The organism is Mucilaginibacter aquaedulcis, assembly GCF_030409325.1.
Taxonomy (GTDB): domain Bacteria; phylum Bacteroidota; class Bacteroidia; order Sphingobacteriales; family Sphingobacteriaceae; genus Mucilaginibacter; species Mucilaginibacter aquaedulcis.
This window is the reverse complement of the sequence record NZ_JAUFPR010000001.1, coordinates 501,261-527,841: the sequence shown is the minus strand read 5'-3', so window position 1 is coordinate 527,841 and position 26,581 is coordinate 501,261. Positions and strand designations below refer to the sequence as shown.

Here is a 26,581-nt window from a genome sequence, read left to right as displayed (position 1 = left end):
TCTTTAGGGGGCCGGGGGGCTCTTAAAATAAGCTATCAGCTTGTCTATATTCTTTAGGGTGAACTGGTGGGCGTGTATTTTTTCTACCACATCGGGTTCATCGCCCATAATATCTGTCATGATGTCTTCAAAGTTTTCGTCGGTTAGCTGTTTCATATCAGCCGTGTTGGAGCCATAATAGTAAATTGATTTGCCTCCGCGGCCGCCATGGCCACCTCCGAGCGATATACCAATTCCGCCGCCTACACCGCCGCCATATCCGCCGGTGCCATAACCCAATCCAACTCCCGGCGAAATACCAAAGCCACTGCCGCCGCTTCCTTTGCCACCCTGAGCCAAATAAAGCTTGGTAGGTTCGTCAAGTATTACCTTTACAAAATCTGTTTCTTCCTTACCCCATGATGCGTTCTGAGGGGCGTGGGCCACTACAAAGCTATCCTTGCCGGCTACAAATGAGCGTAGGTCGCTGGCGCTTAATTTGTAAGGGTTGGCTTTCTCATCTTCTCTAAACTCAATAAAGCCCTCGTCTTTTATGGGGGCTTTGCCCGATGGATTTATCCTGATGAGGCCGGTTTCGCGGTTACCCTTAACATCAGTAAAGTTACCCGGTTGCCATTTTTGGGCCTGTACAGCGGTATAGCCCAGTAAAAAGAATAGTAGGATTACAATTGAGCGCATAACATGTTTAAAACACAAAGAACGTAATTTTTGCACATTTAATATGTAACGGATGCTTTACGCAGCCAAACCAAATGCCATACTTAAACCAGCACAAGGTAGTAACACATAAAATACATAATTATAGTAAAACTGAACGTGTAAGCATTTAGATTTGGAGCATCTAAATAGCAATATAAATTATCATGCAATTAACTGTTGATTTACGGAGCGATACCGTTACCAAACCAACTCCGGGTATGCTGGAGGCCATGTGGAGCGCCAAAGTAGGGGATGATGTTTTTGGTGAGGACGAAACCGTTAACGCGCTTGAACAAAAGGCCGCAGCCATTTTTGGTATGGAAGACGGATTGTTTTGCCCATCGGGTACCATGACCAACCAGATAGCCATCAAATGTTTTACCCAGCCGCTTGATGAGCTCATTGCCGATCAAACCGCGCACGTGTACCGTTATGAGGGTGGAGGCATTGCCTTTAACTCGGGCGTATCAACCCGTTTGCTGAATGGTTACAGGGGCATCATCACTGCCGAAATGATTGAACCTGAAATTAATGCCGAAAATATCCATTTCCCCCGTACCAGCCTGGTTGTGCTTGAAAACACGGTTAATAAGGGTGGCGGCAGCTGCTATACACTGGCCGATATTAAACCCATTGCCGAACTATGCGAAGCCAAGGGCTTAACACTACACCTGGATGGTGCACGTATATTCAACGCGTTGACCCATACAGGCGATAAAGCTGCCGATTATGGCCGGTATTTTAAAGGGATATCTGTTTGCCTGTCAAAAGGTTTGGGTGCTCCTGTAGGCTCTGTTTTACTGGCCGATAAAGAAACCATCAAATACGCCCGCCGGATCCGGAAGGTTTTAGGTGGAGGTATGCGCCAGGCAGGATTTTTAGCCGCGGCCGGTATTTATGCCCTGGATCATCATGTAGAACGCCTGAAGATTGATCACAGTCATGCGCGTATATTGGGTGAGGAGTTAAGCAAACTAAGCTGGGTGAGCAATGTAATACCTGTTGAAACCAATATAGTTTTATTTGATACCGTAAAACCGGCAAAAGAAGTGCTTGCCAAATTAGCCGAACACGGCATTAAAGCCGGCGATACCGATAAGCACCGCATCCGCTTTGTAACGCATCTGGATGTACACGCCGAGCAGATAGAGTACCTGGTAAAGGTGCTGAAGAATGATTTTTAATCATTCGGGTAAAATAAGCTATTATAAAAAACAAAGGCCCTTAGCTGCAACAACTAAGGGGCCTTTCCCTAAATTCAAAACTCACTAATCAAACTATCCTTTGCTTACCGGAACATTCAGGGAGATATCCAGAAAGTCTGGAGCTCCGTGTTTGGTAATGCCAAAATCTTTGGTTATCACTTTAAACGTGCCTTTAAAAAGGCCTTCGTTGCCTTTATCATCAAATGTGAAATGTATGGTTATGGGTTTGGTAACACCTTTTAGGGTTAGTTTACCATTGGCATCATAACCGCTGCCGGTTTTACTTACTGCCGTTGAGGTAAAGGTGATATTGGGATAATGATCCACATCAATAGCATCTTTGGAGTGGCTGGTTTTAATGAAAAAACCTGTACTTAGTGTAGTGGCATCAATAGTGGCCGAGATCTTTGATTCTTCCGGGTGTGCTTTATCAAATTGTATATTGGCTTTTAGGCCCTGAAACTCGCCGTGGATTTTCCCGTTGGCAAATTTTACTTCATAAGGATCTTTTACCTTCCACTCAATGGCGGCGGCAAAAGCTGTAACACCAATAACTAATGCTATCAGTGCCGGATAGATTATTTTTTTCATAAGATTTATTGTTTTCATGAATAATAGTTTATGCTTCCGTTGCAAGCTCTGTAAAAAATACGGTGGGTTTGTGTTGTGGGTTGCCTCCTGATATAAATATTGTGTTTTATATCCTCTTGATAATTATTTATTAAATGCCCGGCAAAATAAAAGTTAAGGCAGGCAACCAATTAATAATTATGGCAGTATTATCTATTATAAATATTGTCACAAAAATCACAACAGATGAAAAAACTATTAAAAATTGGGGCTGTAGCGTTTATGGCCGCCGCCTTATTTTTTACAACAGAGGTAAAAGCACAAACAACTCCTGCAAATACTTTCAGCTTAGGTTTAGGTATCGAAACCGGAAATCCTTTAGGTAACGCACGCCTTGGTTCGCACTTTACATTAGGCGGAACGGTACGCCTGCATTACGGTATTACAGATAACCTGGCAGCTACATTGGCTACCGGCGGCTACCACTTTTTCCCGATCAAAATACCCGGACAAGATGTAAGGTACCAGAGTTTTGGAGAGATACCCGTAAAGGTTGGTTTAAAAGAATTCTTTTTGCCTAATATATATGTTGCCGGCGAGGTTGGTGTTGCGTGGGAAAAACTGGAGCAAGGCTGGGGCCCGCACAGGCTTGACCTGTCGCCAGGTGTTGGTTATGCTAACAAGCATTGGGATTTCAGTTTTCGCTATGAAAACTTCTCAAACTCAGTTGATCATTTTGGATTGTTAGGCCTGCGTATAGGTTATGGCTTTGGTTTATAATACCTGAAAATATTGGTGCCTGCTCTGTTCTTCATAACAATAATAATAACAGATGCGGGCACCTAAAACTTAATGCGGTTCGTCTTGTTGTTTAAGCATGAACCGCTTACTTCAAAAGCTCGAAAAAATTGGCCGCGACCCTAAAGTTACCGCGAAGGCCGTAGGGTTAAGATACGTGTCAGACACATCTCCGGGGTACACCCGTAAAAAGAGCGGCACAGGCTGGAGCTTTTATGATGCCGATGGTAAGCCTGTGAAAGATAAAGAACTCATTACACGGTTCAAAAAACTGGTTATTCCGCCGGCCTACACTAATGTGTGGATCTCTCCCTACGAAAACGGCCATCTGCAATTTACAGGTATTGATGCCGCCGGACGTAAACAATACCGCTATCACGCGGGCTGGAACCAGATCCGTAATCAATCCAAATATCATCGCTTGCAAACTTTTGCCGCCCATTTGCCCGCCATACGCGAGCAGGTTGATAAAGACCTTGCACGCCGCAATCTTGATCATGAAAAGGTGGTGGCCCTGGTTGTAAGGCTCATGGAGCTTACCGGTATCCGTATCGGGAACGAATCATACAAAAAACTGTATGGTTCATTTGGCTTAACCACGCTGCAAAACAGGCATATCAAAATTGAGGGTTCCAAACTGCAGTTTGCATTTAAGGGTAAAAAAGGGGTGCAGCATAAAATAGCCCTGCAAAGCAAAAAGCTTGCAAGGCTGGTAAAACAATGCCGAGATATACCCGGTAAGGAACTTTTTCAGTACTATAACGAAACAGGCGAACATTGCAGCGTAGGCTCGGGCGATATTAATGATTACCTGAAAAATATAACCGGCGAAGATTTTACGGCCAAAGATTTCCGTACCTGGAGCGGCAGTGTAAGTGCCCTTTATGCCTTTAAAGAAGCCGGTGAATTTACCAATGTAACCGAATGCCGTAAAAAAATTGTAAGCGTGCTTGATGAGGTTGCTATTAACCTGGGTAATACCCGCTCGGTTTGTAAAAAGTATTATGTGCATCCATCGGTAATTAAAAGTTATGAGGAGGGCACCATATTTAAATACATCAGCAAGCTTGATGAAACCCGTGATATTGAGGCTGCTGAACTGAACCTGGCCGAGAAAGCTTTACTAAGCCTGCTTGAAACAGAAAAACTGGCCGTAGCCAGTTAATCAGGTTAATTCTTTGATTTTTTGGTGGTGATTAGGATTACGCCGTCTTTAGCCTTTTCCCCGTATTTTTTTACCATACTATCGTCATTGGTTTTAATAACGTTCATACTTTCTATGGTAGCCGGATCAATTTTTTTCATGTCAGCTTCTGAGGTTTCTTTGTCATCCACTAAAATTAAAGGTTTGGCACCGTTTGATGTAATTATATCCACACCCTTATTTTTATTTACGCCAATAGTTTTTGAGTTGGTACCATCGCTGGTTACCATAACAATTTTTGAGGTGCTGACACGGGTGACTTTGCCTTTAGCGGTATCAACCACAACTTTAGGGTCAACCTTTATCCTGTAGATGGCATGGTTTACATTAACATTGGGCTGAACGTTTACCTGGGCAATTGCGGTACTGCTTGTGGTAGCTTTGGTAATTACAGTGGTTGCAACTTTCGGATTAATGGCTACTTTACTGCTAACTGCTACCTTAGGTTCTACAATGACCACTCTTACCGAATCGTCGGTAGTGATTTTATATTCATGATCTTTATTGTCAGGCGTTTTTTTAACGGTATCTGCTTTTTGTACCTGCGGTAAAGCCGCGGCCACTTTTTTATTAGTCATTTTTGCTTTGGCAACAATTGGTTTGGTAGAAAATTTCTCCCCTTCGTTCACGCTCATGATCTTTGCCAAGGCCGGAGCCGTGTAGATCAGTTTTGTGCGGATGGGTTTGGCAAAATCGGCTTTTGATATGCTAAATACCAGCAGCAGGGCAATTAATACCGGTACCATGAAGGCATAGCGGGTAAGGTTTATTCTGGATGATCTTTTGGTGTTCATCATGACAATTCGTTTTTTGATGGTTGATAAATTGAAGTGGTTAACTATGCTATGCCCGGTGTAATTAAAACCTACTGATAGCAGGCTGTATTGATAAGCTTTACTATCTACACCTTTACTCAGTATTTTGCGGTCGGTTATAAATTCAACGTTTTCTTTGATGGCCTTTTTAATGAGCCAGATGCCGGGGTTAAACCAGTAGAAAATGCTACTTAGTTCGGCTAATAAAATATCGGCAGTATGCCATTCGTTCACGTGTACCTGCTCATGCAGTAATATGGCTTTAAGATCAGCTGGTTCATGTTTGGCGGGATTAACAAAAATACTTTGCCAGAAAGAGAATGGGGCCATATCCTTATCGGTTACCCTAACCGGGTGATTATTGATAACATCGGGCTTTGAATTTTTATATAACTGGTACAGGGAAAATAACTGTACTGCCAGCCGTATGGCCAATACATATACACCCATCCAGAAAACTACCTCGGCCCAGCGCCAGTAATCATGATGGTTGAGCGAATCGGCTAAGTTTTGCGCCTGCCAGTTAATAGCTACCTGTTGCATAGGTTTGGCCAGCTCTTCATGATCCTGTAAAAAAGGTAACAGGTTTATTTCAGGATAAACAGAGGCGAAAAGAATGGCGGCAAGTAAATAAACCCGGTTAAGGGTGTAAAAGGTAAGGTGACGTAATACCAGGTAGTAACCCGTGCAAAACAACAGCAGGGCAATATTTACTTTAAGCAAAAAAACAAACAGTACTGGCATGGTTTTAAAGTTTATTGTTTTTCAATCAGTTTAATGATCTCTTGCAGGTCGGTGGCGCTTATTTTTTTTTCGTTGGCAAAAAACGTAACCAGGTCTTTGTAGGAGTTCTGGAAATAATCGCTCACAAAACCATTCATAAAGCGTTTTTTATACTCTTCCTCCTGTATAGCCGGACTGTAACGCCAGGAGTTGCCCATTTTTTCGCTGTTTAAAAATCCTTTACGCTCCAGGTTTTTAATGGTTGATGCAAGGGTGGTATAGGGTGGCTTAGGTTCCTGCAGCTGATCTAAAAAATCTTTAATAAATCCCGAACCGCATTGCCATACCGCCTGCATGGCTTCTTCCTCCTGTTTTGATAATTTCTCCATGTATTTACGATTGTTTCGTAAAACTACGAAAGTTTCGTAATAAAACAAATTTATTTTTAATAATGTATAGTTGCTGCTAAAAGGTTTGTAATACAGAAGTTAATTTCTCATGGATATTACCACTGTATCGGCTAAAACAGGTTATCTTACACCTCCATAAAAGGATATACAGGCATGGCTTTAAAAACAACCATCATAACAGGAGCAACATCTGGCATAGGGCAGGAAACAGCTATTGCTTTGGCAAAGCAGGGCCATGCATTATATTTATTGGTACGTAATATTCTGAAAGGTGAAAGGCTGAAACAACTGATAGCCGATAAAACGGGCAACAAAGAAGTATATATCATATACTGCGATCTGGCCGACCTGCAAAGTGTTCGTGAGGCGGCTGATGAATTATCTCAAAAATTATTTGCCATTAATACACTCATTAATAACGCAGGTGGTATTTTTGAAAGCCGGCAATTAAGTAAAAATGGGTTCGAGATGACTTTGGCTACCAATCACCTTGGCCATTTTTTATTAACCCAGCACCTGATGCCTTTGCTCGAAAAAGGGCAGGCTCGTATCATTAACGTAAGTTCGGAGGCGCATAAAATTGGCAAACCCCAGTTTGATGATCTGCAATGGACGCAAGCATACAACTCTTTTAAGGCCTATGGCATGAATAAACTATTCAATATTTATTTTACCCAGTCGCTGGCCGAGAAATACGCTCATAAAGGTATTCTTGCTTTTGCGCTCCATCCGGGTTTGGTAAATACAGCATTTGGGGGTACACTGCAGGGTTTAGGAAAAGTACTGATGCGGCTGGCGCGTCCGTTCATGATCACTCCTGAACAGGGTGCCGAAACAACCATATTTTTGGCTACTGCCCCAAGGCTTGATCAATATAATGGCGCCTACTTTAAAAAGAAAAAGAAAACAAATACATCGGCCGTAGCAACTGATTCTGAATCGAGGAATAAACTTTGGGCTATCAGCGAAAAGCTACTTTCACGCTACCTGGTTTGGCCCAAGGTTTAGGCTTTCTTGTATCTGAAAAATTACCTTCAGTATAAAGGTTAAAAGTTGTAACATTGAAAGTTATTGGTTATTTTAGATGACTTAAATATGACAATAATGCCTTTGAATAAAAAATTTATAGCTACCCTCGGTTTATTATCGGTTGTAGTACTTGGTGCCATGACATCCATGACCCCTAAAAAGCCTCAGGATGAAGGATTCAAAAACCTGAAGGTGCTTCCTAAAAATATCTCCGGCGATAATCTTCATAAGATAATGGAAGAGTGGGAGCATTCATTAGGTGTACATTGTAACTTTTGCCATGTGCGTAATGAGGAAACCAAAAAGATGGATTGGGCAAATGAATCGAAACCTGAAAAAGAAATGGCCCGTGATATGTACAAAATGATGAATAAATTGAACCAGAAATATTTTGGTGCCAAAAAAGATTCATTAGGTATGATCATGCAATCAGGCGTTAATTGTAATACCTGCCACCGCGGTACGGCCCACCCAGAAGTTGTGGTACCCGAAGGCCATGGCCCAGGACCTGGTCCGGCACCAGCCCCGGCACCTGCACCAGCCGGCGCCGCTCCCGAAAAAAGTAACTAATATTTTAACACAAAATATACACCCCTGATCAAAAATCAGGGGTGTTTTTAATTTATAACAGTTATGGCCAGTGTAGTAAATATCCGGAACGCGAGTGACAACGATCTTTTACCTATACTTAACATCTATAACGATGCCATTCTGAATACTACCGCTGTTTACAGCGAGGAGCCCCACACCATTGAAATGCGCCAGGCCTGGTACCAGGAAAGGCTAAGCAATGGTTTCCCGGTATTGGTGGCCGAAGCAGCCGGCAAAGTTGCAGGCTTTTGTTCGTACGGGCATTTCAGGGCATGGCCATGTTACCGCTTTACCATTGAACATTCTGTATATATCGATCCTTTGTTCAGGGGGCAGGGCATCAGCAAGCTTTTGCTTAGGCCGCTTATCAATTTGGCGCAGCAAAACGGTATCCATGCCATGATAGCCGGTATTGATAGCGAAAACCAGGTGAGCTATCATTTACACCAGTCGCTCGGATTCAGGCAGGTGGCTCATTTTAAAGAGGTGGGTTTTAAGTTTAACCGCTGGCTCGATCTGCTTTTTATGGAATTACTGCTTGATGAGCGCGATTAACTCCCAATTGTATTTTTTGCATGTTAGTTTCATCCTAACCGTTACTTCTCTTAAAAATCATCAAAACTTCATGGTTTTCCTATACTTTAGGGAGGATAATGTAAAAAAATAATTTATTACTTAATAAATGAGTAAATTTAACTATTAGGTATTAGTTGCAGTTTTATTAGATCATTGTTATTCAAGATCCCCTTAATTATTTTAACCATGACCACTGACATTGCAGACAAGTCTATCGTATCGCAAGCAAAACAAATGGAAACAAACACTCATGAGGCTCCACTTTGCAAGCATTGCCGTAAAGCCAGTTTGAACCGCATACATCGGGGTTCATTTGTAAGAACGTATTTGTTTTTTTTACCGCTTAAAAGGTACATCTGTTATCGTTGCCATCGTAAAACATATCGCTGGAGCAAACGGCAGGAAGCGTAAGCCATTGTGGCCGCAATTAAACTTTGCGGCCTGCAAAAATTACAGCCGGGCAATATGCAAATCTGTTACATTTGTTAAATGCAAAAGATACTGATTGCCAACCGCGGAGAAATAGCCCTGAGAGTTATGCGTTCTGCCCGTGAAATGGGTATAAAAACCGTTGCCGTATATTCAGATGCTGATCGTAATGCCCTGCATGTACGCTATGCCGATGAGGCGGTACACATAGGCGCGGCCCCGTCGGCACAATCATATCTTGATGGCGAAAAAATTATTGATGCCTGTCTTAAAACAGGCGCTACGGCTATCCATCCCGGTTATGGCTTTTTGAGCGAGAACGCGGCCTTTGCAAGGCGGGTGCGCGAGGCTGGCCTTGTGCTTATTGGTCCATCGCCCGAGGCTATGGAGGTAATGGGTAACAAGCTATCGGCCAAAGCTGCCGCCTTAAAATATAATATCCCGATGGTTCCCGGTACCGAAGAGGCCATTACCGATGTTGCCGATGCCAAAAGGCGGGCAGTTGAAGTTGGTTTCCCCATATTGATCAAAGCCGCCGCAGGCGGCGGCGGTAAGGGTATGCGCATTGTTGAAGGCGAAGCCGACTTTGAAGAACAAATGCAGCTGGCTGTATCTGAAGCTGTTTCGGCTTTTGGCGATGGGGCTGTTTTTATAGAGCGATACGTATCATCGCCACGGCATATTGAGATACAGGTTTTAGGCGATACTCATGGCAATATAGTTCATTTGTTTGAGCGTGATTGCTCGGTACAGCGCCGCCACCAGAAGGTGATTGAAGAGGCTCCCTCAAAGGTGCTTACCCCGCGGATCAGGGAGCAGATGGGTAAATGTGCCGTTGATGTTGCTCGCTCCGTAAATTATACCGGCGCTGGCACGGTAGAGTTTATTATGGATGATGACCTGAATTTTTATTTCCTGGAGATGAATACCCGCCTGCAGGTTGAACACCCGGTTACTGAGCTGATAACAGGCATTGATTTGGTAAAAGAGCAAATTTGCATTGCACGAGGAGAGGCCATCAGCTTTAAGCAGGAAGACTTGCAAATACGTGGCCATGCTATTGAACTTAGGGTATATGCCGAAGACCCTGCCAATAATTTTTTGCCTGATATTGGCACGCTGCAAACCTATATTACTCCCAAAGGGGCAGGTGTAAGGGTTGATGATGGCTTTGAGCAAGGTATGGAGATCCCGATCTATTATGACCCGATGATAGCCAAGCTAATCACCTATGGTAAAAACCGTACAGAAGCTATTGAACGCATGATAAGGGCTATAGATGAATACCAGATAACCGGTATAGTAACCACGCTGGGTTTTGGCAAATTTGTGATGCAGCATGAAGCTTTTACCTCTGGTAATTTTGATACTCACTTTGTTAAAAAATATTTCACTCCCGATGTACTAAACACTGATGATGAGCATGAAGCAAAAATTGCCGCCATTATCATGGAGAAGTTACTGAGCCAAACAAAGGTGGTAACCGCTGCAACAGAAATCACAGAAACAAGTAACTGGGTTAAAAACCGCAGCAGACTTTAAAGTGTGACTATAATATTTCGGTCAGTTCGCTGAAGCTGTTGATGGTGGCCACCATGCCATTGGGTACGGTACCAAAGCCATAGCTGGCAAAAATGAAAGGCACACCTGCTTGTGTGGCTGCGCTATAATCGCCCATGGTATCGCCAACGTACACCGGGGCCTTAAGCTGATGGTCGTTAACAATATCCTTTATGTTATCGGCTTTGGGGTTGCCCTTGGTGCCAAAACACTGATGTGCCAGGAAATGGGTATGCATGTTGTTCAGATCAAGAAACAATTCAATATAGCCGCTTTGGCAGTTACTCACTATATAAAGCTTATACTTTAAGGCAAGCTGTTTTAAAGTTTCTTCTAACTGAGGGTATAACTCACCGCCCTTGGTGTGCAGTATTTCCAGTTCGCTTATACCGCAAAGGGTTTGCACCTCTTTGCGTTGCTGTGGGTTAAGGTTAGGGAATAGTTTATCAAAAATGGCATCATAAGTCATGCCGGTAATTGATCTAACGCGGTCTACGGTCATTTCCTCATCAATATAATCAACCTGCGCAATAGCTGCCTGCCAGGCCAGGGCCACGTTGGCGGTACTGTCCCAAAGGGTGCCATCAAGATCAAATATTATACTGTCGAATTTATTGTGTAGTGAAGTTTCCATAGCGCGGGCAAAAGTAACAAAAAATAGCTCATAGAAGGTTTGGTAAGCGCATAAGATAATTCTGAGGTGTATCGGCCGATATTAATATAGGGAATGGCAATTATTAAAACACGTAAAACTACGCATGTAAATCAGTGTTATCCCCCATAAATTTTGCTGAGGCAGGGCATACCTTTGAATTAATATTTGATAAGTAACATTTTAGATATTTAAAAGCCCCTTCATCATGAAACTTTTTTATCACTTTTTAATCTTTGTTTTTGCATCGCTCATATTGATTGCCTGTGCCAATATATTTAATTCAGACAGCGAAGTAAGAACCTTAAACCATGCCCCTGCAGAGATAAAACATGGTAGCAATAGCAGGATAGACAGCTCGGCAAAGGCCGCGAAACAAAATAACCCTTACGTTATAACCACTGTTAGTTATAAAAGACTTTTGAAAACAAAAAGGTGGACAGACAGGCAATGCACTATCATTGACGGGTTGAGAAATTATATATGGGAATCAGGCAGCTGTGCTACAGCAGGCAGTTTTTTAATAAGAATTTTTGTTTAGTTTAAATTAGTTAGGGATCAGTTGGCAAACAGTCGTTACAGCAATGTGACGGCTGTTTTGTTGTTTATGGAGTATGTGTAAAAACTCCGGAAGCTTAAGGGGGAATACGTATCTATAGACTCACCCCGACATCGCTACGCTTGTCGACCCTCTCTTCGGCTTCGCCGCAAAGAGTGTGAGAACAATTTTGTCATTGCGAGCGAAGCTTGGCAATCGCGAACTGTACAGATAAAACCTGCATAGTTCGCGATTGCTTCGTCGTGCCTCCTCGCAATGACAATTTCCTTTTCCCTACCCTCTTTTCGCCGCAGGCGAAGAGGGGGTGGTCCAGCGAAGCGTAGACCGGGTGATTCTTTTGTATGCCATGCAATTTCTATGATTTTGCCTTTTCATAGGCTATTACCCTCTAAAAGTCCCCGTTGCTCATATGATTAGCGGTAGACTGGAAAATGCCCGAAGGAGAATAAAAGGGCAAATAGTGGTACTGCTAATAAAATGTATATCCGGGCCAGTTGCCTGTCTTCAGCATTGCCCATTACAAATACATTATACAGATCTTTTTTTATGGTGATTAATCTGGTTTTCATAGGTCGAAATATTAATGTGTTGAACTTAAACTTTGTATAATTATGACCGAAAGCGCAAATCAAGGTTTAACCATGATCACAAAAAAACGCTTGCGGCTTTTATACCGCAAACGTTCATCATCATCATCAAAAAGAAACAAAAAGATCAGTTAATTTTGTCCTGGCTCAATTCGGGGCGGTAATGTAGGCCTGGGGTTAGCCAGTGCAGCAATATTACCCTTGAGTATCTGAAGTTAAATGGTGACAGTATTACTGCCACTGCTAATATTATTGACACATACAACCATGGATTTTTACTGCCGGTTAACACGCTGATGGCAACAGCTATAGTTACCATTTCGGCTACGTTAAAGGCATAGCTCACAAACATAGCCACATAAAAATAGCCTGGCTCTTTTTCAAATGTTAAACCACAGTGTGAGCAGGTGGTGTTCATTACCTGGCCTTTAAAACCGTACATGCTGTTGGCAAACAGGTTACCACGCCTGCAGCGCGGACATTTGGCGCGTACAATTGCAGGCCAGGCGGCTAATTTGTATTGTTTATTTTCCATGATCGTATATTAATTTTTTTCTGAATTCTTCGGGGGTAATTTCTTCCAGTTTCTTGAAAAACTTGGTAAAATAGGAGTTGTCGCTAAAGTTTAATTTGAGTGATATTTCATTGATACTAAGCTTAGGGTTGGTTAGCATACGCTTTGCTTCAAGCATTACCCTGTTGCGGATCATCTCGCCGGCAGATATACCCATAATGTCCTTACAAACCGCGTTGAGGTGGTTAGGGGTAATGTACAGCATGGCTGCATAATCTTTAGGCAGCTTAATATCGGTATAGTGTGTTTCTATTAAATTTTTAAAGCTTTTGAGCAGTGTTTGATTGTAGGAAGAGTTACCGCCCGAAACCGGGTTTACACAAAGCCTGTTCACTTTGATAAATATCTGTAGCATTAAAAGCCTGATCATGTCGCTGGCCGATGCGGCAGGTGTTTCATACTCAGTCAGTATGGCTTCAAACAAGTTTTTTACAGCATTATAAGTTTCATCAGGCAGGTTGATTACAGCATCGGTCAGGTTACCGCTGAAAAATGAAAAACCATCTAAATACCCTTGCTGCAATAAAAACGATTGTATAAATGAAGTTGAAAAATTGATGATATATCCATCTGTATGACCATTAAAACTCCAGGAGTGTACCTGGCCGGGTGTCATAAAATAAATTTGACCAGGTTTGGCTTCAAAATTTTCAAAATCGATAGTATGTATACCTGCGCCCTCTGTAAATAACACCAAATGGTAAAAGGAATGGCGATGGGTAGTAAACAGGTTTTTGTGACTATCGAGGTATGGTGCAAAACGACTGATAAGTATATCGTCCTGATCTATGTCAGATAAGGAGCAAATATCAATTAGTGGTATGTTTTGTATCATGATACAAATTTACACACCAAATTACCACTTGTAATGGTACTATTTTAGTTTTTAATGGTACTATTCAATTATAATTGAATAGTACCATTAAAATGCCTGTTCAATTAATAGGCACTTGCGGTATTAAGCGTTTCAATAGCTTCATTACTTAATTGTAGCGTAGCAGCCTTTGTTAATTCATTAAGCTGGGCCACATTTGTCGCGCTCACTATAGGTGCTGTTATTCCGGGCCTTGCAATTAGCCAGGCCAAAGCAATGGCTGATGGTGTAGCGCTATATTGAGTGGCTACATCATCCAAAGCATTTAAAATATTGAAGCCCCGTTCCGTTAAATATTTTTTCACCAAAGCGGCCCTGTTGCTGCCTTCCAAATCAGCAGCCGATCGGTATTTGCCGCTCAAAAAGCCGCTTGCCAACGAAAAATAGCTGATAACGCCAATGTTTTGCTCTCTTATAAAGGGTTCAAAAACAGTTTCGTATTGCTGGCGGTCAAATAAATTATATTCGGGTTGTAGGGTTTGGTAGGCTGCTAATCCTTTTTCGCGGCTTACCTTGAGCGATTCATGCAATCTTTCAACAGAAAAATTGGAGGCGCCTATGGCCCTTACCTTACCATCTTTAATTAATTGATCGTAAGCACGCAGCGTTTCTTCAACCGGAGTTGAGGCATCATCATAATGCGATTGGTACAGATCAATATAATCGGTTTGCAGCCTGCTTAATGAGTCTTCGGCGGCCTTAATAATATAATCTTTTTTAAGTCCCTTTTTGTCGGGACCCAGTTCGGCACCTACCTTGGTGGCAATAATTACCTTATCGCGCTTGCCGCTTTGTTTGATCCATTTACCTATTTCTATTTCAGATTCGCCGCCTTTATTACCCGTAACCCAGGCCGAGTAAACGTCGGCGGTATCAACGGTATTAAAACCGGCGTCTAAAAATGCATCCAGTAAAAGGGCGTTATCCTTGCCTTTAACAGTCCAGCCAAATACATTGCCGCCAAAAATAAGCGGGGCGGTACTTATGCCGGAGTTACCCAATTCACGTTTTTCCATAGTGTTTAAATTATAAATCTAAGTTCATAATAAAAGCCATGGCAGGTATCATTTGTTTGTCAGCTATTTGAAATTAATGGCCTAAGTAAAGCGAATGTTACGAGAGGTTTAAGATAAGATAGCAAAAACGATAACCGCGGTGATATGCTAATATTAATTGGTGTTATACGCATATTTTAAAAGTGCTATACACATATTTTTATTTTATATCCATAGTGACATTTGATAAAAAAGATATCACAATGAATAAGAAATTTTTAGTGGCCTGTATAATAAGTTTATTATCCGCCACAGCTACCTATGCTTATACGGGCCCTAAATCTGACGGCGATTTTAAAACCGTGATCAAAGATTTTATGGAGTGCCACATGAACTCCAATTATAAAAAGCTTAATAGTATAATGGATGATAACTCAAGTATGAAAATACCCCGCGGTAACAAGGTTATCAAGCAAGATAAGGAAAGCCTGATTGAAAGCATGAAAAGCAATGCGGGCATACAGCAAAACTGCGAGTGCAATTACGAAGTGCTTGCCAAAAGTGATGCCATGGTAATTGCCCGGGTTGATTTTAGCTATCACGATACTATTCAGCATAACTACCTGATAGTTGAAAAGGACGATAATGCCCAATGGAAAATTACACAGGTTTGCAAAATGTTTGATGATAATGAGGTACCGGGTAACAACGCGCCGGTAACTGCTAAAAAGGATTTCACTAACTGATCTTATATACAACGCTGGCTGGGCTTCCCGGCAAGTTGCCCGCATAAAAAGGAATCACCCCAAAAGGGTGATTTTTTTTATTTTATTTAGCTTTAATTTGAATTTTATTGTGTTGATACTTAGGGCTATTAATTTTGCGTAATTGAACAAGCGGCTTATATATATAACAAGGGCATTTACATGCATGATAATGCTTTGTTTAATGCAGGGGGGAGTTGTGCTGGCGCAAAAATACACCTTTGCCCACTATGATATTGAAAATGGGTTGATACAATCGCAGGTGAATAAATTATTTATGGATAATGAACACCGCCTTTGGATTGGCACTTTTGGAGGCGCCTGCCGTTTTGATGGTAAAGATTTTATGGGTTATAACCGGCAGGATGGTTTGCCCAATAACTTTGTAAAAACGGGCTTTGTTGATAAAGAGGGCCGTACATGGTTTGGTACGCTTAACGGCCTGGCAGTACTTTACAACAATAAGATTGAAACATTTAAGGCAGACACTGCTCAAAAAAACAACATTGTAACCAACATAACGCAGGACGGCGAGGGAACCATCTGGATAGTAATGTCGGGCGATCTGTTCAGGATCTCGGGTCATGATATGGTGCTGGTAACACCGGTAAGCGGTTTTAAGGTGACGGCACTGGCAGTAAATAAGGGCAGGCTTTATGTAGCGGTTTACCAAAAGGGATTATACAGCCTGGCCGGTAACAAATGGGTATCATCCACACCATTTACGGGCAAGTACGAGGCTGTACCGGTAAGGAAAATTTTATTTGACAAGTTTGATAAGCAAAAAATATATGTTCTGGCCTGGAACGGCTTGTTTTATATTAATGCTGCTAACCAGCTTTTACCATTTGCTCCAAAACAAATGGCAACCATAAAAGGGCAACTGCTTAGCCTGGAGCAGGATGCCTATAAAGCCCTGTGGATAGGTACAGATAATGGTGCATATTGTATACTTAATGATGATGAAGTAATACATTATAACTCATCAAATGGCCTGAGTGATAATTCGATAGCCGATATATATTGCGATGCGGATAATAACCTGTGGTTGGGAAGCGCGGGCAACGGCGTATACCGGTGCGAAGGTAACAAATACGTAACTTTTGATATTTCGCAGGGTATGCCCAACTCAAAAATTGCCATGGCAATTACCACCGACTGGAATAACCACATTCTATTAGGAATTGACGGTGGCGGCCTCATCCGGCACGATGGGCAAAAGTTAGTAGAGGTAGCCATGCCTGTGACTCCGCAATACTTAAAGGGCGTACAATGCCTGTTTACCGATAAAAATAAAACCATCTGGATAGGTACAGATCAGGCCGGTTTATGGCAGTATGATAAAAACGGTTTCAGGCAGGTAAAAGGCAGCGAGGATGTGGCTTTTCATTGCATTACCGGCGATAGTAACGGGGTGATATGGCTGGCTACTTCAATGGGGTGCTATTACTATGAAGATGGGAAGCTTAAGCATTTGGAAAAAAGCACAGATTTTTCGGCATCGCTTGTAGCTACCGGCCGCGATTCGGTATTTATCGGTACGCAAAACGGTATTGTACTGGCGGTGAACAAGAAAATAGTAAACACTTTCTCTAACCAAAAGCTGCTTAAAAACTCGGCTATACTTTGCATGTACCGGTATAAAAACTTAATGCTTATTGGTACCGATGATAGTGGTTTATTCACCTGGGATATAAAGAACGGACATCTGAAAGCATATTCGGTAAGTGACGGCCTCAAGGCCAATGCTATATACAGCATCATGGCCGACGATTTGGGTAAGATATGGATAGGTACCGGCCGCGGCGTTAACCGGATGCAGTTTGATGAGGCTACGCAGCGTTTTTCGGTAATTGACAACACCGGTACCAAAGAACCTATTTTTGAAACCAATCAAAACGCCATCCTGTACAGGGATCATCAAATTTGGGTCGGCACCACCAAATCGGTTATGGTTTACAATACCAGGGCAAAGGCACAGCCATTTTATCCGCCGCATATCCTGATTGAAAGTGTGAAGCTTATGCCGCATGTGGGGCGTAATGCAGATACCAATTATACTTATTTAAGTAATAATGCACAGCTTAATTACAAGCAAAATCATTTATCTATATCATTTACCGGGATATATTTAAAAAATCCGGAAGGGGTATCATACAGGTATAAACTGGTGGGACTTGATAGTACATTCTGTTCACCGGTAAAAAACAACATTGTTGATTACCCTATGCTGCCACCGGGTAAATATACGTTTAAGGTAAAATCTGTAAGCCCCGAGGGCAAAATCTCGGCTAATACGGCTAATTTTAGTTTTGAAATTGTACCTCCTTTTTATCAAACACTTACCTTTCAAATTTCGGCAGTGTTATTTTTTGTTTTGATTGGCTTTGGCTTGCAAAATATATGGCATCACAGTAAAATACAGCGTCAGCAGGTTATTGAAGCCATGAAACAGGAAGAGAAAATAAAAATACGGCAGCAAACGGCCGAAGATTTTCATGATGACCTCGGTAATAAGCTAACCCGCATATCTGTACTTTCCGAAATTTTGGATGCTAAAATAGAACATCATAAAACCGATCAGCATAGTTTGGTTGATCAGATTAAGCAGAACGCGGCGGCCCTGTACAACGGTACCAAAGATATTTTATGGGCACTTGACCCTAAGAGCGATAATTTATATGAAACATTAATGCATATAAAGGGAATAGGTATTGAGCTTTTTCAGGATGTACCAACCAATTTTTCGTTTGATGGGATAGAGGAAGCGCTGCAGCAGATTAAACTACCCATGGAGTATAGCCGTAACATTACCATGATATACAAGGAACTGCTAAACAATGTGCTTAAACATGCCGATGCAAAAGAGGTTATACTGCAGTGGGCCTATTTTGACAGGCATGAAATAAACCTGCGCCTTAGTGATGATGGTAAGGGGTTCAACAAGAATAATGCACCCAAAGGGCACGGACTAAATAATATTAAAGCAAGGGCAAAACGCATAAATGCCGAACTTGTTATTGTTTCTGAAGAAGGAAAGGGAACGTTGGTTGAATTAAGATTCAGAAAAAACGTTGCCGCTTAATTATAAACACACTATGAATCGTAACATTAAAATAACCATTATTGAAGATGATGAAACTATACGCAATGGTTATGCCTATTTAATTGGCGCAACAGAAGGGTATGAGGTTGTAAGTACTTACTGCTCATTTGATGAAGCCATAAAAAAGATAGGTGCCGATCATCCTGATGTGATATTACTGGATATTGAGTTACCCGGCACCAACGGCATTGATGCCATACCCAAACTGAAAAAAATATTGCCGCAGTGTTTTATACTCATACTCACGGTTTATGAGTCGGAAAAGCTAATATTTAACGCGTTAGGTAATGGGGCATCGGGCTATCTTACCAAAAATACACCCTCTGCAAAAATTATTGAATCAATAAAAGAAGTGAAAGAAGGGGGAGGCCCCATGAGCATTAACATAGCCAAGCTGGTTATACGCTCGTTCCAGAAAAACCAGGAGTCGCCTTTGTCAAAGCGCGAAACACAAATTCTGGAGCTTATTGGCGAGGGCAAAAGTCGCAGCCAGATTGCTAAGGAATTGTTTATAGATCTGGAAACAGTTCGCAGCCATATCAAAAACATATATAACAAGCTTGATGTTAATTCACGCGCCGATGCCATAAAAATGGCAAAACAAAATAAACTGATCTGAAATAATTTTGTTCTCCCTATTGAACAACTCCCCTTTGTTCCGATTTATACTATTTTAAGGTTAATCACCCAGGTACTTTTGTCAGTAAGCTGTTGTAAATGATTTTCTTACATAGCTATTGAACAAACTGAATTACTTTAATTCTTAAATAAAAAGGAGGAAAAAATGTACCGTTATTATCTGTTTTTCATTTTCCAGTTATTAATAATCAGTTGTTTATGTAATAAGGGAGATGCTATTGTGCACAAGTGTATTGTTTTATTTTTTCTAACAACATAAAATCCCCCAAATAGGGGGATAGGTAACCCATCAGATAAACCTATCTTTGATATATACAGAAGTTTTAACTGACCGGCTACTGTACTCACACCAAGTATCAACTCAATAATTGTAAAATAATATTGGGGATCAATCCCGTAGTTTTTAAAGTGTTATAGCATTATGAAGTTAATGTGAACTTTTATTAATGCTTATAATAATACTTTCAAATTTACATTATAGTTAATACAGTCATTGCTTTATCACTACTATTTGCATAAATGATTGACGTATTTTCTGTAGGCCCCAGTAACTGACAAGCTGCCTTAATATCAGGGTTTTATAACCGTGATGGTGAATGTGCTTTTGTTGGTAGAAAATAACATAATAATAAAAATTATATTATGGATTATTCAAAAACCTTGCGGAATAATAATAAAATATATAGCCGGACAAGCAGCCAGGGCCAAAACCTGCAATACAGTTCAGATTTTAGTTTGCGGTTTGTTTTTGCCGGTAATGAAAGGTATGATATTGGCAGACGGCATTTATCTATATACCCCGATTCGTTTTTAATACTGAACAGGGGTACCCAGTTCTCAACCGATACCGACTCGGATATTCCGGTGCAATCATTCAGTATCCATTTCGACGAACAGTTTTTGAATGACTTTAAAAATAGCTGGGTTTTTAATGGCAGCCATTTATTTGGCAGAAATACCTTTAAGGCAAAACAGCTTTTGGAGTTTGATGAAACCATATATCCGCTTACCGGCGAAATGCTATACAATGTATATCACCTTAAGCAATATCTGGATGATGGTATGTACGATGAAGTATTGATCAACGAATACCTGCACCATTGCCTAATTAATTATTTCAGCATTTATGATGAAGAGATATTTAACAAAGCCGATAAGCTTCATTTTTTAAATCCGAATACCAAGTTAGAGATATTGCGCCGGTTAAACATGGCCAAAGAATACCTGTACAGTAACTACAATCAGAATATAAGCCTTGAAGACCTTGCAGAGCACTCCTGCTTATCCGTAAACCACTTGTTACGCACGTTCAAGCAGGCGTTTAATTTAACTCCTCATCAGTTTTTAATACAGTTGCGTTTAAGGAGGGCTCAATTACTGTTAAAAAGTACATCATACCCAATTAACGAGGTAGTTAATTTAATTGGTTTTGAATGCCCGAGTTCTTTTATACGGTTGTTTAAAACCCACTATAAAATTACTCCTTTAAAATACAGACAAATAGCCTGAACGGCTATTTATTCTTGTTAAGTTTAAATTAATAAATTCTATATTTGAGGCCATCCTAAAAGCCTGTGTCACAAATGTGTCGGAATTATCAAAATGGTGATTCTCGCATATCAGGCTACAATCCCATACGTTAATATTGTGTTTGATATCAGTAAAATAGGCTAAAAGCTTGGCCTGTGTTATATTAACTATTAAACACATTTCTATGATAAAAAAACCTACTTAAATTTTATATCCATTTTTTATACAAGCGTAACCACATATGCTTGTAAATAATAAATATCAATTATTCCCCTTCAATTGATATTCTCAAGTCGTTTTAATCGGTCATCCCGTCAGTTTAGTATGCTATGACGGTAAAATTATAACAGAATAGCTGCTTGTTCTTGGTGATTTTTAAACAATAAGAAAATATTAACCATAAGAGATGGTTTTTAAAGCACAGCATGGGGCATAATTATTAAAGCCTTCGGTAAGCTGTAGCCAATTAACGGGTATTATAACCAGCAAAGGTGCTTCCCCTTAGTCATGCATCTCACTCTTGTTAAAATTAAAACGTACTGTATAATAATATATCTAATAATCAATCTAAAAAAGTATGAAGCATAAATTACTTAGAATTTTTATGGTTTGTTTTTTTTGCTCGGCATCAATGGCCTTTGCACAAAATAAAACCATAACCGGTACTGTTACTTCAAGGGAAGATGGTTTACCAATCCCCGGAGCAACAGTAAAGATACAAGGTACCACATCTGGTGGGCAAACCAATTCAAATGGTAAATACTCGCTAAATGTACCAGCGGGTTCAAAACTTGTATTTTCTTTTATAGGCTATACCACACAAATAATTACTGTTGGCACACAAACTACTATAGATGTTTCCTTAGTATCTGATGCTAAAGCATTAACTGAAGTTGTTGTAACTGCCAATGCCATAGTAAGGGAAAAAAGGTCACTGGGCTATTCGGCACCAACGGTGAAGGCTGATGAATTAACCCAGGGCGGTAGCTCAAGTGCAATAAGCGCGTTAACCGGCCGGGTAGCAGGTGTAAATATTACTTCCTCCTCATCAACTCCCGGTAGTTCTTCACGTATAGTACTGCGTGGTGGTTCATCAATTTCTGGTAATAATCAAGCCCTGATTGTTGTTGATGGTTTACCTATTGACAATTCAAGTGTTATTGGCGGCGGTACTTTATCAAGCATTGACTTTGGTAACAGGGGTAATGATATCAATCCTGATGATATTGCTTCGGTTACGGTATTGAAGGGCCCGGCTGCAGCCGCTCTGTATGGTTCACGTGCATCTAACGGTGCCTTGATCATCACCACCAAAACAGGAAATAAGAATGCGGAAAAAACAGCCATAACATTTAATTCGCAAAACACATTTTCTTCCATATTGAAATTGCCTGATTTTCAAAATGAATATGGGCAGGGGTATTACACCGATATAAATGATGATGGTACCGCTAATTATTTTAATGATCCGAGAGAAAATGGTAGCTGGGGTGCTCCGTTTACCGGCAAAGTTCAGCCATGGGGTCAGGAAATTGATGGTGTTCAGCAAACAAAGGCTTATTCGGCTATTAAAAATAATATCCGCGATTTTTTCACCACCGGATACGCAGCTGATAATAACCTCACCTTTTCTGGAGGTACTGATAAATCAACATTCTTCTTAGGCCTGAATGCCGTAAACAGTAACGGTATATTACCCGGAAATAGCGATAAATTCAATAAATACGGGGTAAGGTTTAATGGTAACACTAATTTTAGCAACAAATTCTCAGCAGGTATTTCCGTTAATTACAATAAGACTAACGCTAACGAAATAGCCGGCGGACAAAATAACTCTTCTGTTTACAATAACCTTTTGCAAACGCCAAGGGATATTCCTATTACTCAGTTAAAGGATCTTAATAATAAGTATAATAGTTTTGGTGGTTATGTTGATGGTAATGGCGTATCACACCCTAACACATATGGATATTACGGTGCGTATACGGTTAACCCTTATTGGGTGATCCAGAATTACAAAAACCTCGACGACCTGAGCCGTATTACCGGAAACGTTAATTTAGGATATAAACCTTTATCATGGCTTAATGTTGTTGAAAGGGTTGGTATAGATTCTTATTCGGAACGACGCAGATTTATAGCGCCTAAGTATAAAAATACACCGCTTGATACAGAAACCGGCAATTATGACGCAACCGGCAATCTTCAAACAAGCAATGGTTCATATGAAATTGATCAGTTTAATGTAACTGAGTTTGTTCATGATTTGATGATCACTGCTTCCCATAAGTTTAATGAGGATTTTAACGGATCATTTATGATCGGTAATAACATTCGTCAAAGAGAAACTAATACTACCCAAACATCTACCAATACATCAAATGGACTTGTAGTACCAGACTGGTATAATCTGGCTAATAGTAATGGCCCGGTAAATGTTATTACCGATAATATTACAAAACAAAGGTTGGTAGGTTTATATGCCGATTTAAATCTATCGTATAAATCTTTGATCTTTTTAGAAGCAACTGCCAGAAATGACTGGTCATCTACTTTGCCGGTAGCAAACAACTCATTCTTTTACCCAAGTGTAAGCGGATCATTTGTTTTCTCTGAATTATTGAAAGGCACAGGTGTTGACAATGTTATAAGTTATGGTAAATTAAGATCGAGCTGGGCCCAGGTTGGTAATGATACTCAACCTTATCAGCTTGCCAATACTTTTGCCCGTACTGTTGTAAATGGCAGCTTTGGTAACACCACCTTTCCATTTGGTAACGTAGCTGCATTGCAAGCCAGTAACTTAATTGGTAATGCTACACTAAAACCCGAAAAAACATCATCTTTTGAGGTTGGTACCGAGTTAGGATTTTTAGATGGAAGAATATCAGCCGACTTTAGTTACTACAAAAACAAATCAAAAAATCAAATTTTAGCCATACCCGTTCCAAATTCAACAGGTTATAGCTTTGCTGTTGTAAATGCCGGTGAAATTCAAAACAGAGGTGTTGAAGCGAGCTTAAGAGGTACAGTGGTTAAAACAAATGATATAACCTGGGAGCTTTTTGCAACCTATACAAAAAATAACAGTAAAGTTATCTCTCTGCTTCCCGGAATTGACCAGGTTGTTGTTGGTGGTTTCAATGGCATGAGCATAGTTGCGGCAGTTGGTAAACCATACGGCGAATTTTACGCGGTTACTGATCAGAAAGATGCTCAGGGTCGTACTGTTGTTGGTGCATCAACCGGTTTACCGCTGGCCACTGCAAAAGCGCAATACCTTGGCAGTTACAATCCTAATTATCAGGCATCATGGGGAAGTAATTTCAGGTTTAAACAATTGTCTTTAAATGTGTTATTTGACACCAAACAAGGTGGTAAACTTTACTCCAGAACAAAAGATATTATTGGTTTCAATGGTACATCAGCAGAAACAGGAGGTGTCAGGATAGGGGCAATTTTCCCTAATTCATCTTACCTGCAAAACGGTACATATGTTCCAAACACTGATGTAACCTATAATAAGCAGGATCTGTATACCAGTGGTACTAATACAGGTGTTAATATTATTGATGCTACTTATATTAAATTACGTTCGGCCGCTCTTTCTTACACCTTTACTAAAAGGCAATTAGGAAGATCTCCGTTTGGAGCGCTTACCATAGGTTTATACGGAAACAACTTGTTCCTGTGGACCTCGAAAGAGAACAAATTTGTTGATCCTGAAGTCAATTCATCAGGAGCAGGAAATGCACAGGGCTTTGACTTTTCGGCTCAGCCATCTGTACGTAATTACGGAATTAACGTAAAGGTTTCATTTTAAATAAAACACTCAATTAACATGAGAACAAATAATATTTTTAGTCCTAAGAAATGTTTCCTTTTGCTCCTTACAATCACGGTTGGTTTTACGGGCTGCAAAAAATTCTTAGACGTAAATCAAAATCCAAATAATCCAGATAGTGCCGCCCCTAACTTATTACTGCCCACAGTTGAAGCGGCAGTAGGGCAGGTGATAGGTAACAGTTTTCAGGTAACAGGTAGCTTCTATGCTCAATATTGGACACAAAGTACCTTTGCAAGTCAATATAAATCTACAGATCAGTATTCGCTGACCAATTCTTCTTTTGATGTACCGTGGAGGATTATTTACCAAAGCGCATTGATCAACTCTCAACTGATCATTAATAATAGCACTGCCGGTACAGATGTAAAAGGTATTGCCTATCTTTTAAAAGCATATACCTTTCAGGTAGCTACAGATGCCTTTGGCGATGTTCCCCTTACTCAGGCTTTGCAGGGTGCAACAAGCGGGAGCCCTAAGTATGATCCGCAACAGGCGGTTTACGATAGTGTTTTTAATTATATTGATAAAGGTGTTGCATTGTTGCAGGTGCCTAATACTGCCAGCCCAATTGGCACTCAGGACATAATTTTTCAGGGAAATGCCACCAAGTGGATAGCATTTGCCAATACATTGAAATTAAGGGCATATTTACGCATATCCGGTAAGGATGCGGCAAAGGCTCAGGCAGGTATTGCAGCCCTATATCAGTCAAATGCCGCTTTTTTAACTATCGATGCTGCAATTGCTTACAATAGTACCGGCGGCAACGAAAATCCACTTTATAATGAAATGGCATCACCTGTACTTGGAAAAGCGCAAAATCTTGTAGCGAGTGCCACCGCCGTAAGGTCAATGCTGGGTAACAATGACCCGAGATTGCGTAAATTTTATGATAAGGTGCCAACAGATACTACCAAGAGAGGTGATACCATAGCTTATATTCCTCAAGGAGGTTACCTTTCCAATCCTAACAAAAAGGTGTCTTTACCTACAGCATTGGTAGGTGGTAACCCTCAATTATCGGCTTCAGCACTGGCTCCTGTTAAGTTAATTTCGGCTTCTGAAAGTTACTTTTTACAAGCTGAAGCAGCAGCCCGTGGTTTGGCACCAGGAAATGTTAACGATTTATTTACTAATGGGGTTGATGCCAGTTTTGTAGCTACCGGTCTTACAACAACAGATGCGGCAAATTACATAGCTGCTGCTAAAGATGCAAAAATAACAGGAGTAGTGACAGATACCTTAATTAAACGCATTATCACCCAAAAATACTTTGCCATGAATGGTACACAAGGATTTGAGGCCTGGACAGAGTATCGCAGAACGGGTTACCCTACTTTTCTGGTGGTTTCTAAGGTATCTACTTTGGCCCCCGGGTTAAAACCTCAAAGGTTTTTATATCCTAATACCGAAGTTGTATCTAACCTGAACTATCCGGGAACGGTTCCGTCAATTACCCCGGTTTGGTGGGCTACTAAATAATTCATTTTTACAATATTAATTTTAACAGGCTGTTCGTAAGAACAGCCTGTTTTTTTTGGCCCCATGTTTCTGATACATGAAAAATTGCCGATTATCATCGCTATCCATGATTTTTACCTTTGTCACAATTTTATCACCGAAAATTATGGGTGATTTTCACATATCTGTTTTTTGATATACATCATATGTTTGTAATACCAGATAGTTTTTGTTAAGATATTTGGTCAGTTAATAGTTAATTAAAAAAGTCAGTAACGCGAGGTCACTGACTTTTTTTTATGGCTTATAGCAGCCGTTTTTATGAGGTGATTATTTGAAATATGCCAAAATCACTTTTTGCAAAAAAGCTGTAACGTTTTGTAG

General features: G+C 40.7%; 24 protein-coding genes. 15 read left to right on the top strand and 9 right to left on the bottom strand.

The window, feature by feature from the left end; all coding sequences use genetic code 11:
• Positions 1-3: 3 nt before the first annotated feature.
• Entirely contained in the window at positions 4-678 is a 675-nt protein-coding gene (locus tag QWZ01_RS02065) for a hypothetical protein (RefSeq protein ID WP_290321554.1), read from the bottom strand.
• A 185-nt stretch (positions 679-863) separates the two neighbouring features.
• Here QWZ01_RS02065 and QWZ01_RS02060 point away from each other — a divergent pair, with 185 nt between their 5' ends.
• A complete protein-coding gene (locus QWZ01_RS02060; protein WP_290321553.1) occupies positions 864-1,883 on the top strand; it encodes a threonine aldolase family protein in 1,020 nt (339 codons plus the stop codon).
• A 93-nt stretch (positions 1,884-1,976) separates the two neighbouring features.
• Here QWZ01_RS02060 and QWZ01_RS02055 read toward each other — a convergent pair whose 3' ends face one another.
• Entirely contained in the window at positions 1,977-2,495 is a 519-nt protein-coding gene (locus QWZ01_RS02055) for a YceI family protein (RefSeq protein ID WP_290321552.1), read from the bottom strand.
• A gap of 225 nt (positions 2,496-2,720) precedes the next feature.
• Here QWZ01_RS02055 and QWZ01_RS02050 point away from each other — a divergent pair, with 225 nt between their 5' ends.
• Both QWZ01_RS02050 and QWZ01_RS02045 read left to right on the top strand, forming a co-directional pair.
• Positions 2,721-3,254, top strand: coding sequence for a hypothetical protein (locus tag QWZ01_RS02050; protein WP_290321551.1), 534 nt, complete (start codon positions 2,721-2,723; stop codon positions 3,252-3,254).
• Between the two features lie 97 nt (positions 3,255-3,351).
• A complete protein-coding gene (locus tag QWZ01_RS02045; protein WP_290321550.1) occupies positions 3,352-4,437 on the top strand; it encodes a DNA topoisomerase IB in 1,086 nt (361 codons plus the stop codon).
• Positions 4,438-4,442: 5 nt separating this feature from the next.
• Here the strand turns inward: QWZ01_RS02045 and QWZ01_RS02040 are convergent, their stop codons facing one another.
• Both QWZ01_RS02040 and QWZ01_RS02035 read right to left on the bottom strand, forming a co-directional pair.
• Positions 4,443-6,035, bottom strand: a complete 1,593-nt coding sequence (locus tag QWZ01_RS02040; RefSeq protein WP_290321549.1) for a M56 family metallopeptidase — start codon at positions 6,033-6,035, stop codon at positions 4,443-4,445.
• An 11-nt stretch (positions 6,036-6,046) separates the two neighbouring features.
• Positions 6,047-6,403, bottom strand: a complete 357-nt coding sequence (locus QWZ01_RS02035; RefSeq protein WP_290321548.1) for a BlaI/MecI/CopY family transcriptional regulator — start codon at positions 6,401-6,403, stop codon at positions 6,047-6,049.
• Between the two features lie 174 nt (positions 6,404-6,577).
• On the opposite strand from QWZ01_RS02035, the gene QWZ01_RS02030 reads away from it, so the two are divergent.
• From QWZ01_RS02030 to accC, 5 genes are all read left to right on the top strand, one after another.
• Positions 6,578-7,432: an SDR family oxidoreductase gene (locus tag QWZ01_RS02030; RefSeq protein WP_290321547.1), complete on the top strand. Its 855-nt coding sequence runs from the start codon at positions 6,578-6,580 to the stop codon at positions 7,430-7,432.
• Positions 7,433-7,528: 96 nt separating this feature from the next.
• The gene (locus QWZ01_RS02025) at positions 7,529-8,023 is read left to right on the top strand and encodes a c-type cytochrome (RefSeq protein WP_290321546.1); all 495 of its coding nucleotides are present in this window, start codon (positions 7,529-7,531) and stop codon (positions 8,021-8,023) included.
• A 63-nt stretch (positions 8,024-8,086) separates the two neighbouring features.
• Complete coding sequence (locus QWZ01_RS02020) at positions 8,087-8,599, top strand: GNAT family N-acetyltransferase (RefSeq protein WP_290321545.1); 513 nt, start codon at positions 8,087-8,089, stop codon at positions 8,597-8,599.
• 207 nt (positions 8,600-8,806) lie between these two features.
• Entirely contained in the window at positions 8,807-9,031 is a 225-nt protein-coding gene (locus tag QWZ01_RS02015; protein ID WP_290321544.1) for a hypothetical protein, read from the top strand.
• 78 nt (positions 9,032-9,109) lie between these two features.
• Entirely contained in the window at positions 9,110-10,591 is a 1,482-nt protein-coding gene (gene accC, locus QWZ01_RS02010) for an acetyl-CoA carboxylase biotin carboxylase subunit (protein ID WP_290321543.1), read from the top strand.
• Positions 10,592-10,598: 7 nt separating this feature from the next.
• Here the strand turns inward: accC and QWZ01_RS02005 are convergent, their stop codons facing one another.
• Positions 10,599-11,243 (bottom strand): HAD family hydrolase, encoded by a 645-nt coding sequence (locus tag QWZ01_RS02005; protein WP_290321542.1) that lies wholly within the window; start codon positions 11,241-11,243, stop codon positions 10,599-10,601.
• A gap of 226 nt (positions 11,244-11,469) precedes the next feature.
• Between QWZ01_RS02005 and QWZ01_RS02000 the strand changes: the two genes are divergently transcribed.
• Positions 11,470-11,802, top strand: coding sequence for a hypothetical protein (locus tag QWZ01_RS02000; protein ID WP_290321541.1), 333 nt, complete (start codon positions 11,470-11,472; stop codon positions 11,800-11,802).
• 431 nt (positions 11,803-12,233) lie between these two features.
• Here QWZ01_RS02000 and QWZ01_RS01995 read toward each other — a convergent pair whose 3' ends face one another.
• The 4 genes from QWZ01_RS01995 to QWZ01_RS01980 all read right to left on the bottom strand — a co-directional run bounded on the left by QWZ01_RS01995 (position 12,234) and on the right by QWZ01_RS01980 (position 14,871).
• A complete protein-coding gene (locus QWZ01_RS01995; protein WP_290321540.1) occupies positions 12,234-12,389 on the bottom strand; it encodes a hypothetical protein in 156 nt (51 codons plus the stop codon).
• Positions 12,390-12,534: 145 nt separating this feature from the next.
• A complete protein-coding gene (locus QWZ01_RS01990; protein ID WP_290321539.1) occupies positions 12,535-12,942 on the bottom strand; it encodes a DUF983 domain-containing protein in 408 nt (135 codons plus the stop codon).
• A complete protein-coding gene (locus tag QWZ01_RS01985; protein WP_290321538.1) occupies positions 12,932-13,816 on the bottom strand; it encodes an AraC family transcriptional regulator in 885 nt (294 codons plus the stop codon). The genes QWZ01_RS01990 and QWZ01_RS01985 overlap by 11 nt, the downstream gene beginning before the upstream one ends.
• A 104-nt stretch (positions 13,817-13,920) precedes the next feature.
• Entirely contained in the window at positions 13,921-14,871 is a 951-nt protein-coding gene (locus QWZ01_RS01980; RefSeq protein WP_290321537.1) for an aldo/keto reductase, read from the bottom strand.
• Positions 14,872-15,113: 242 nt separating this feature from the next.
• On the opposite strand from QWZ01_RS01980, the gene QWZ01_RS01975 reads away from it, so the two are divergent.
• The 6 genes from QWZ01_RS01975 to QWZ01_RS01950 all read left to right on the top strand — a co-directional run bounded on the left by QWZ01_RS01975 (position 15,114) and on the right by QWZ01_RS01950 (position 26,218).
• The gene (locus QWZ01_RS01975; RefSeq protein ID WP_290321536.1) at positions 15,114-15,596 is read left to right on the top strand and encodes a hypothetical protein; all 483 of its coding nucleotides are present in this window, start codon (positions 15,114-15,116) and stop codon (positions 15,594-15,596) included.
• 184 nt (positions 15,597-15,780) lie between these two features.
• Entirely contained in the window at positions 15,781-18,699 is a 2,919-nt protein-coding gene (locus tag QWZ01_RS01970) for a ligand-binding sensor domain-containing protein (protein WP_290321535.1), read from the top strand.
• A 13-nt stretch (positions 18,700-18,712) separates the two neighbouring features.
• Complete coding sequence (locus QWZ01_RS01965; RefSeq protein WP_290321534.1) at positions 18,713-19,339, top strand: response regulator transcription factor; 627 nt, start codon at positions 18,713-18,715, stop codon at positions 19,337-19,339.
• A 662-nt stretch (positions 19,340-20,001) separates the two neighbouring features.
• Positions 20,002-20,868: a helix-turn-helix transcriptional regulator gene (locus QWZ01_RS01960; protein ID WP_290321533.1), complete on the top strand. Its 867-nt coding sequence runs from the start codon at positions 20,002-20,004 to the stop codon at positions 20,866-20,868.
• A gap of 598 nt (positions 20,869-21,466) precedes the next feature.
• Entirely contained in the window at positions 21,467-24,712 is a 3,246-nt protein-coding gene (locus QWZ01_RS01955) for a SusC/RagA family TonB-linked outer membrane protein (protein ID WP_290321532.1), read from the top strand.
• 18 nt (positions 24,713-24,730) lie between these two features.
• Complete coding sequence (locus tag QWZ01_RS01950) at positions 24,731-26,218, top strand: SusD/RagB family nutrient-binding outer membrane lipoprotein (RefSeq protein ID WP_290321531.1); 1,488 nt, start codon at positions 24,731-24,733, stop codon at positions 26,216-26,218.
• Positions 26,219-26,581 lie beyond the last annotated feature (363 nt).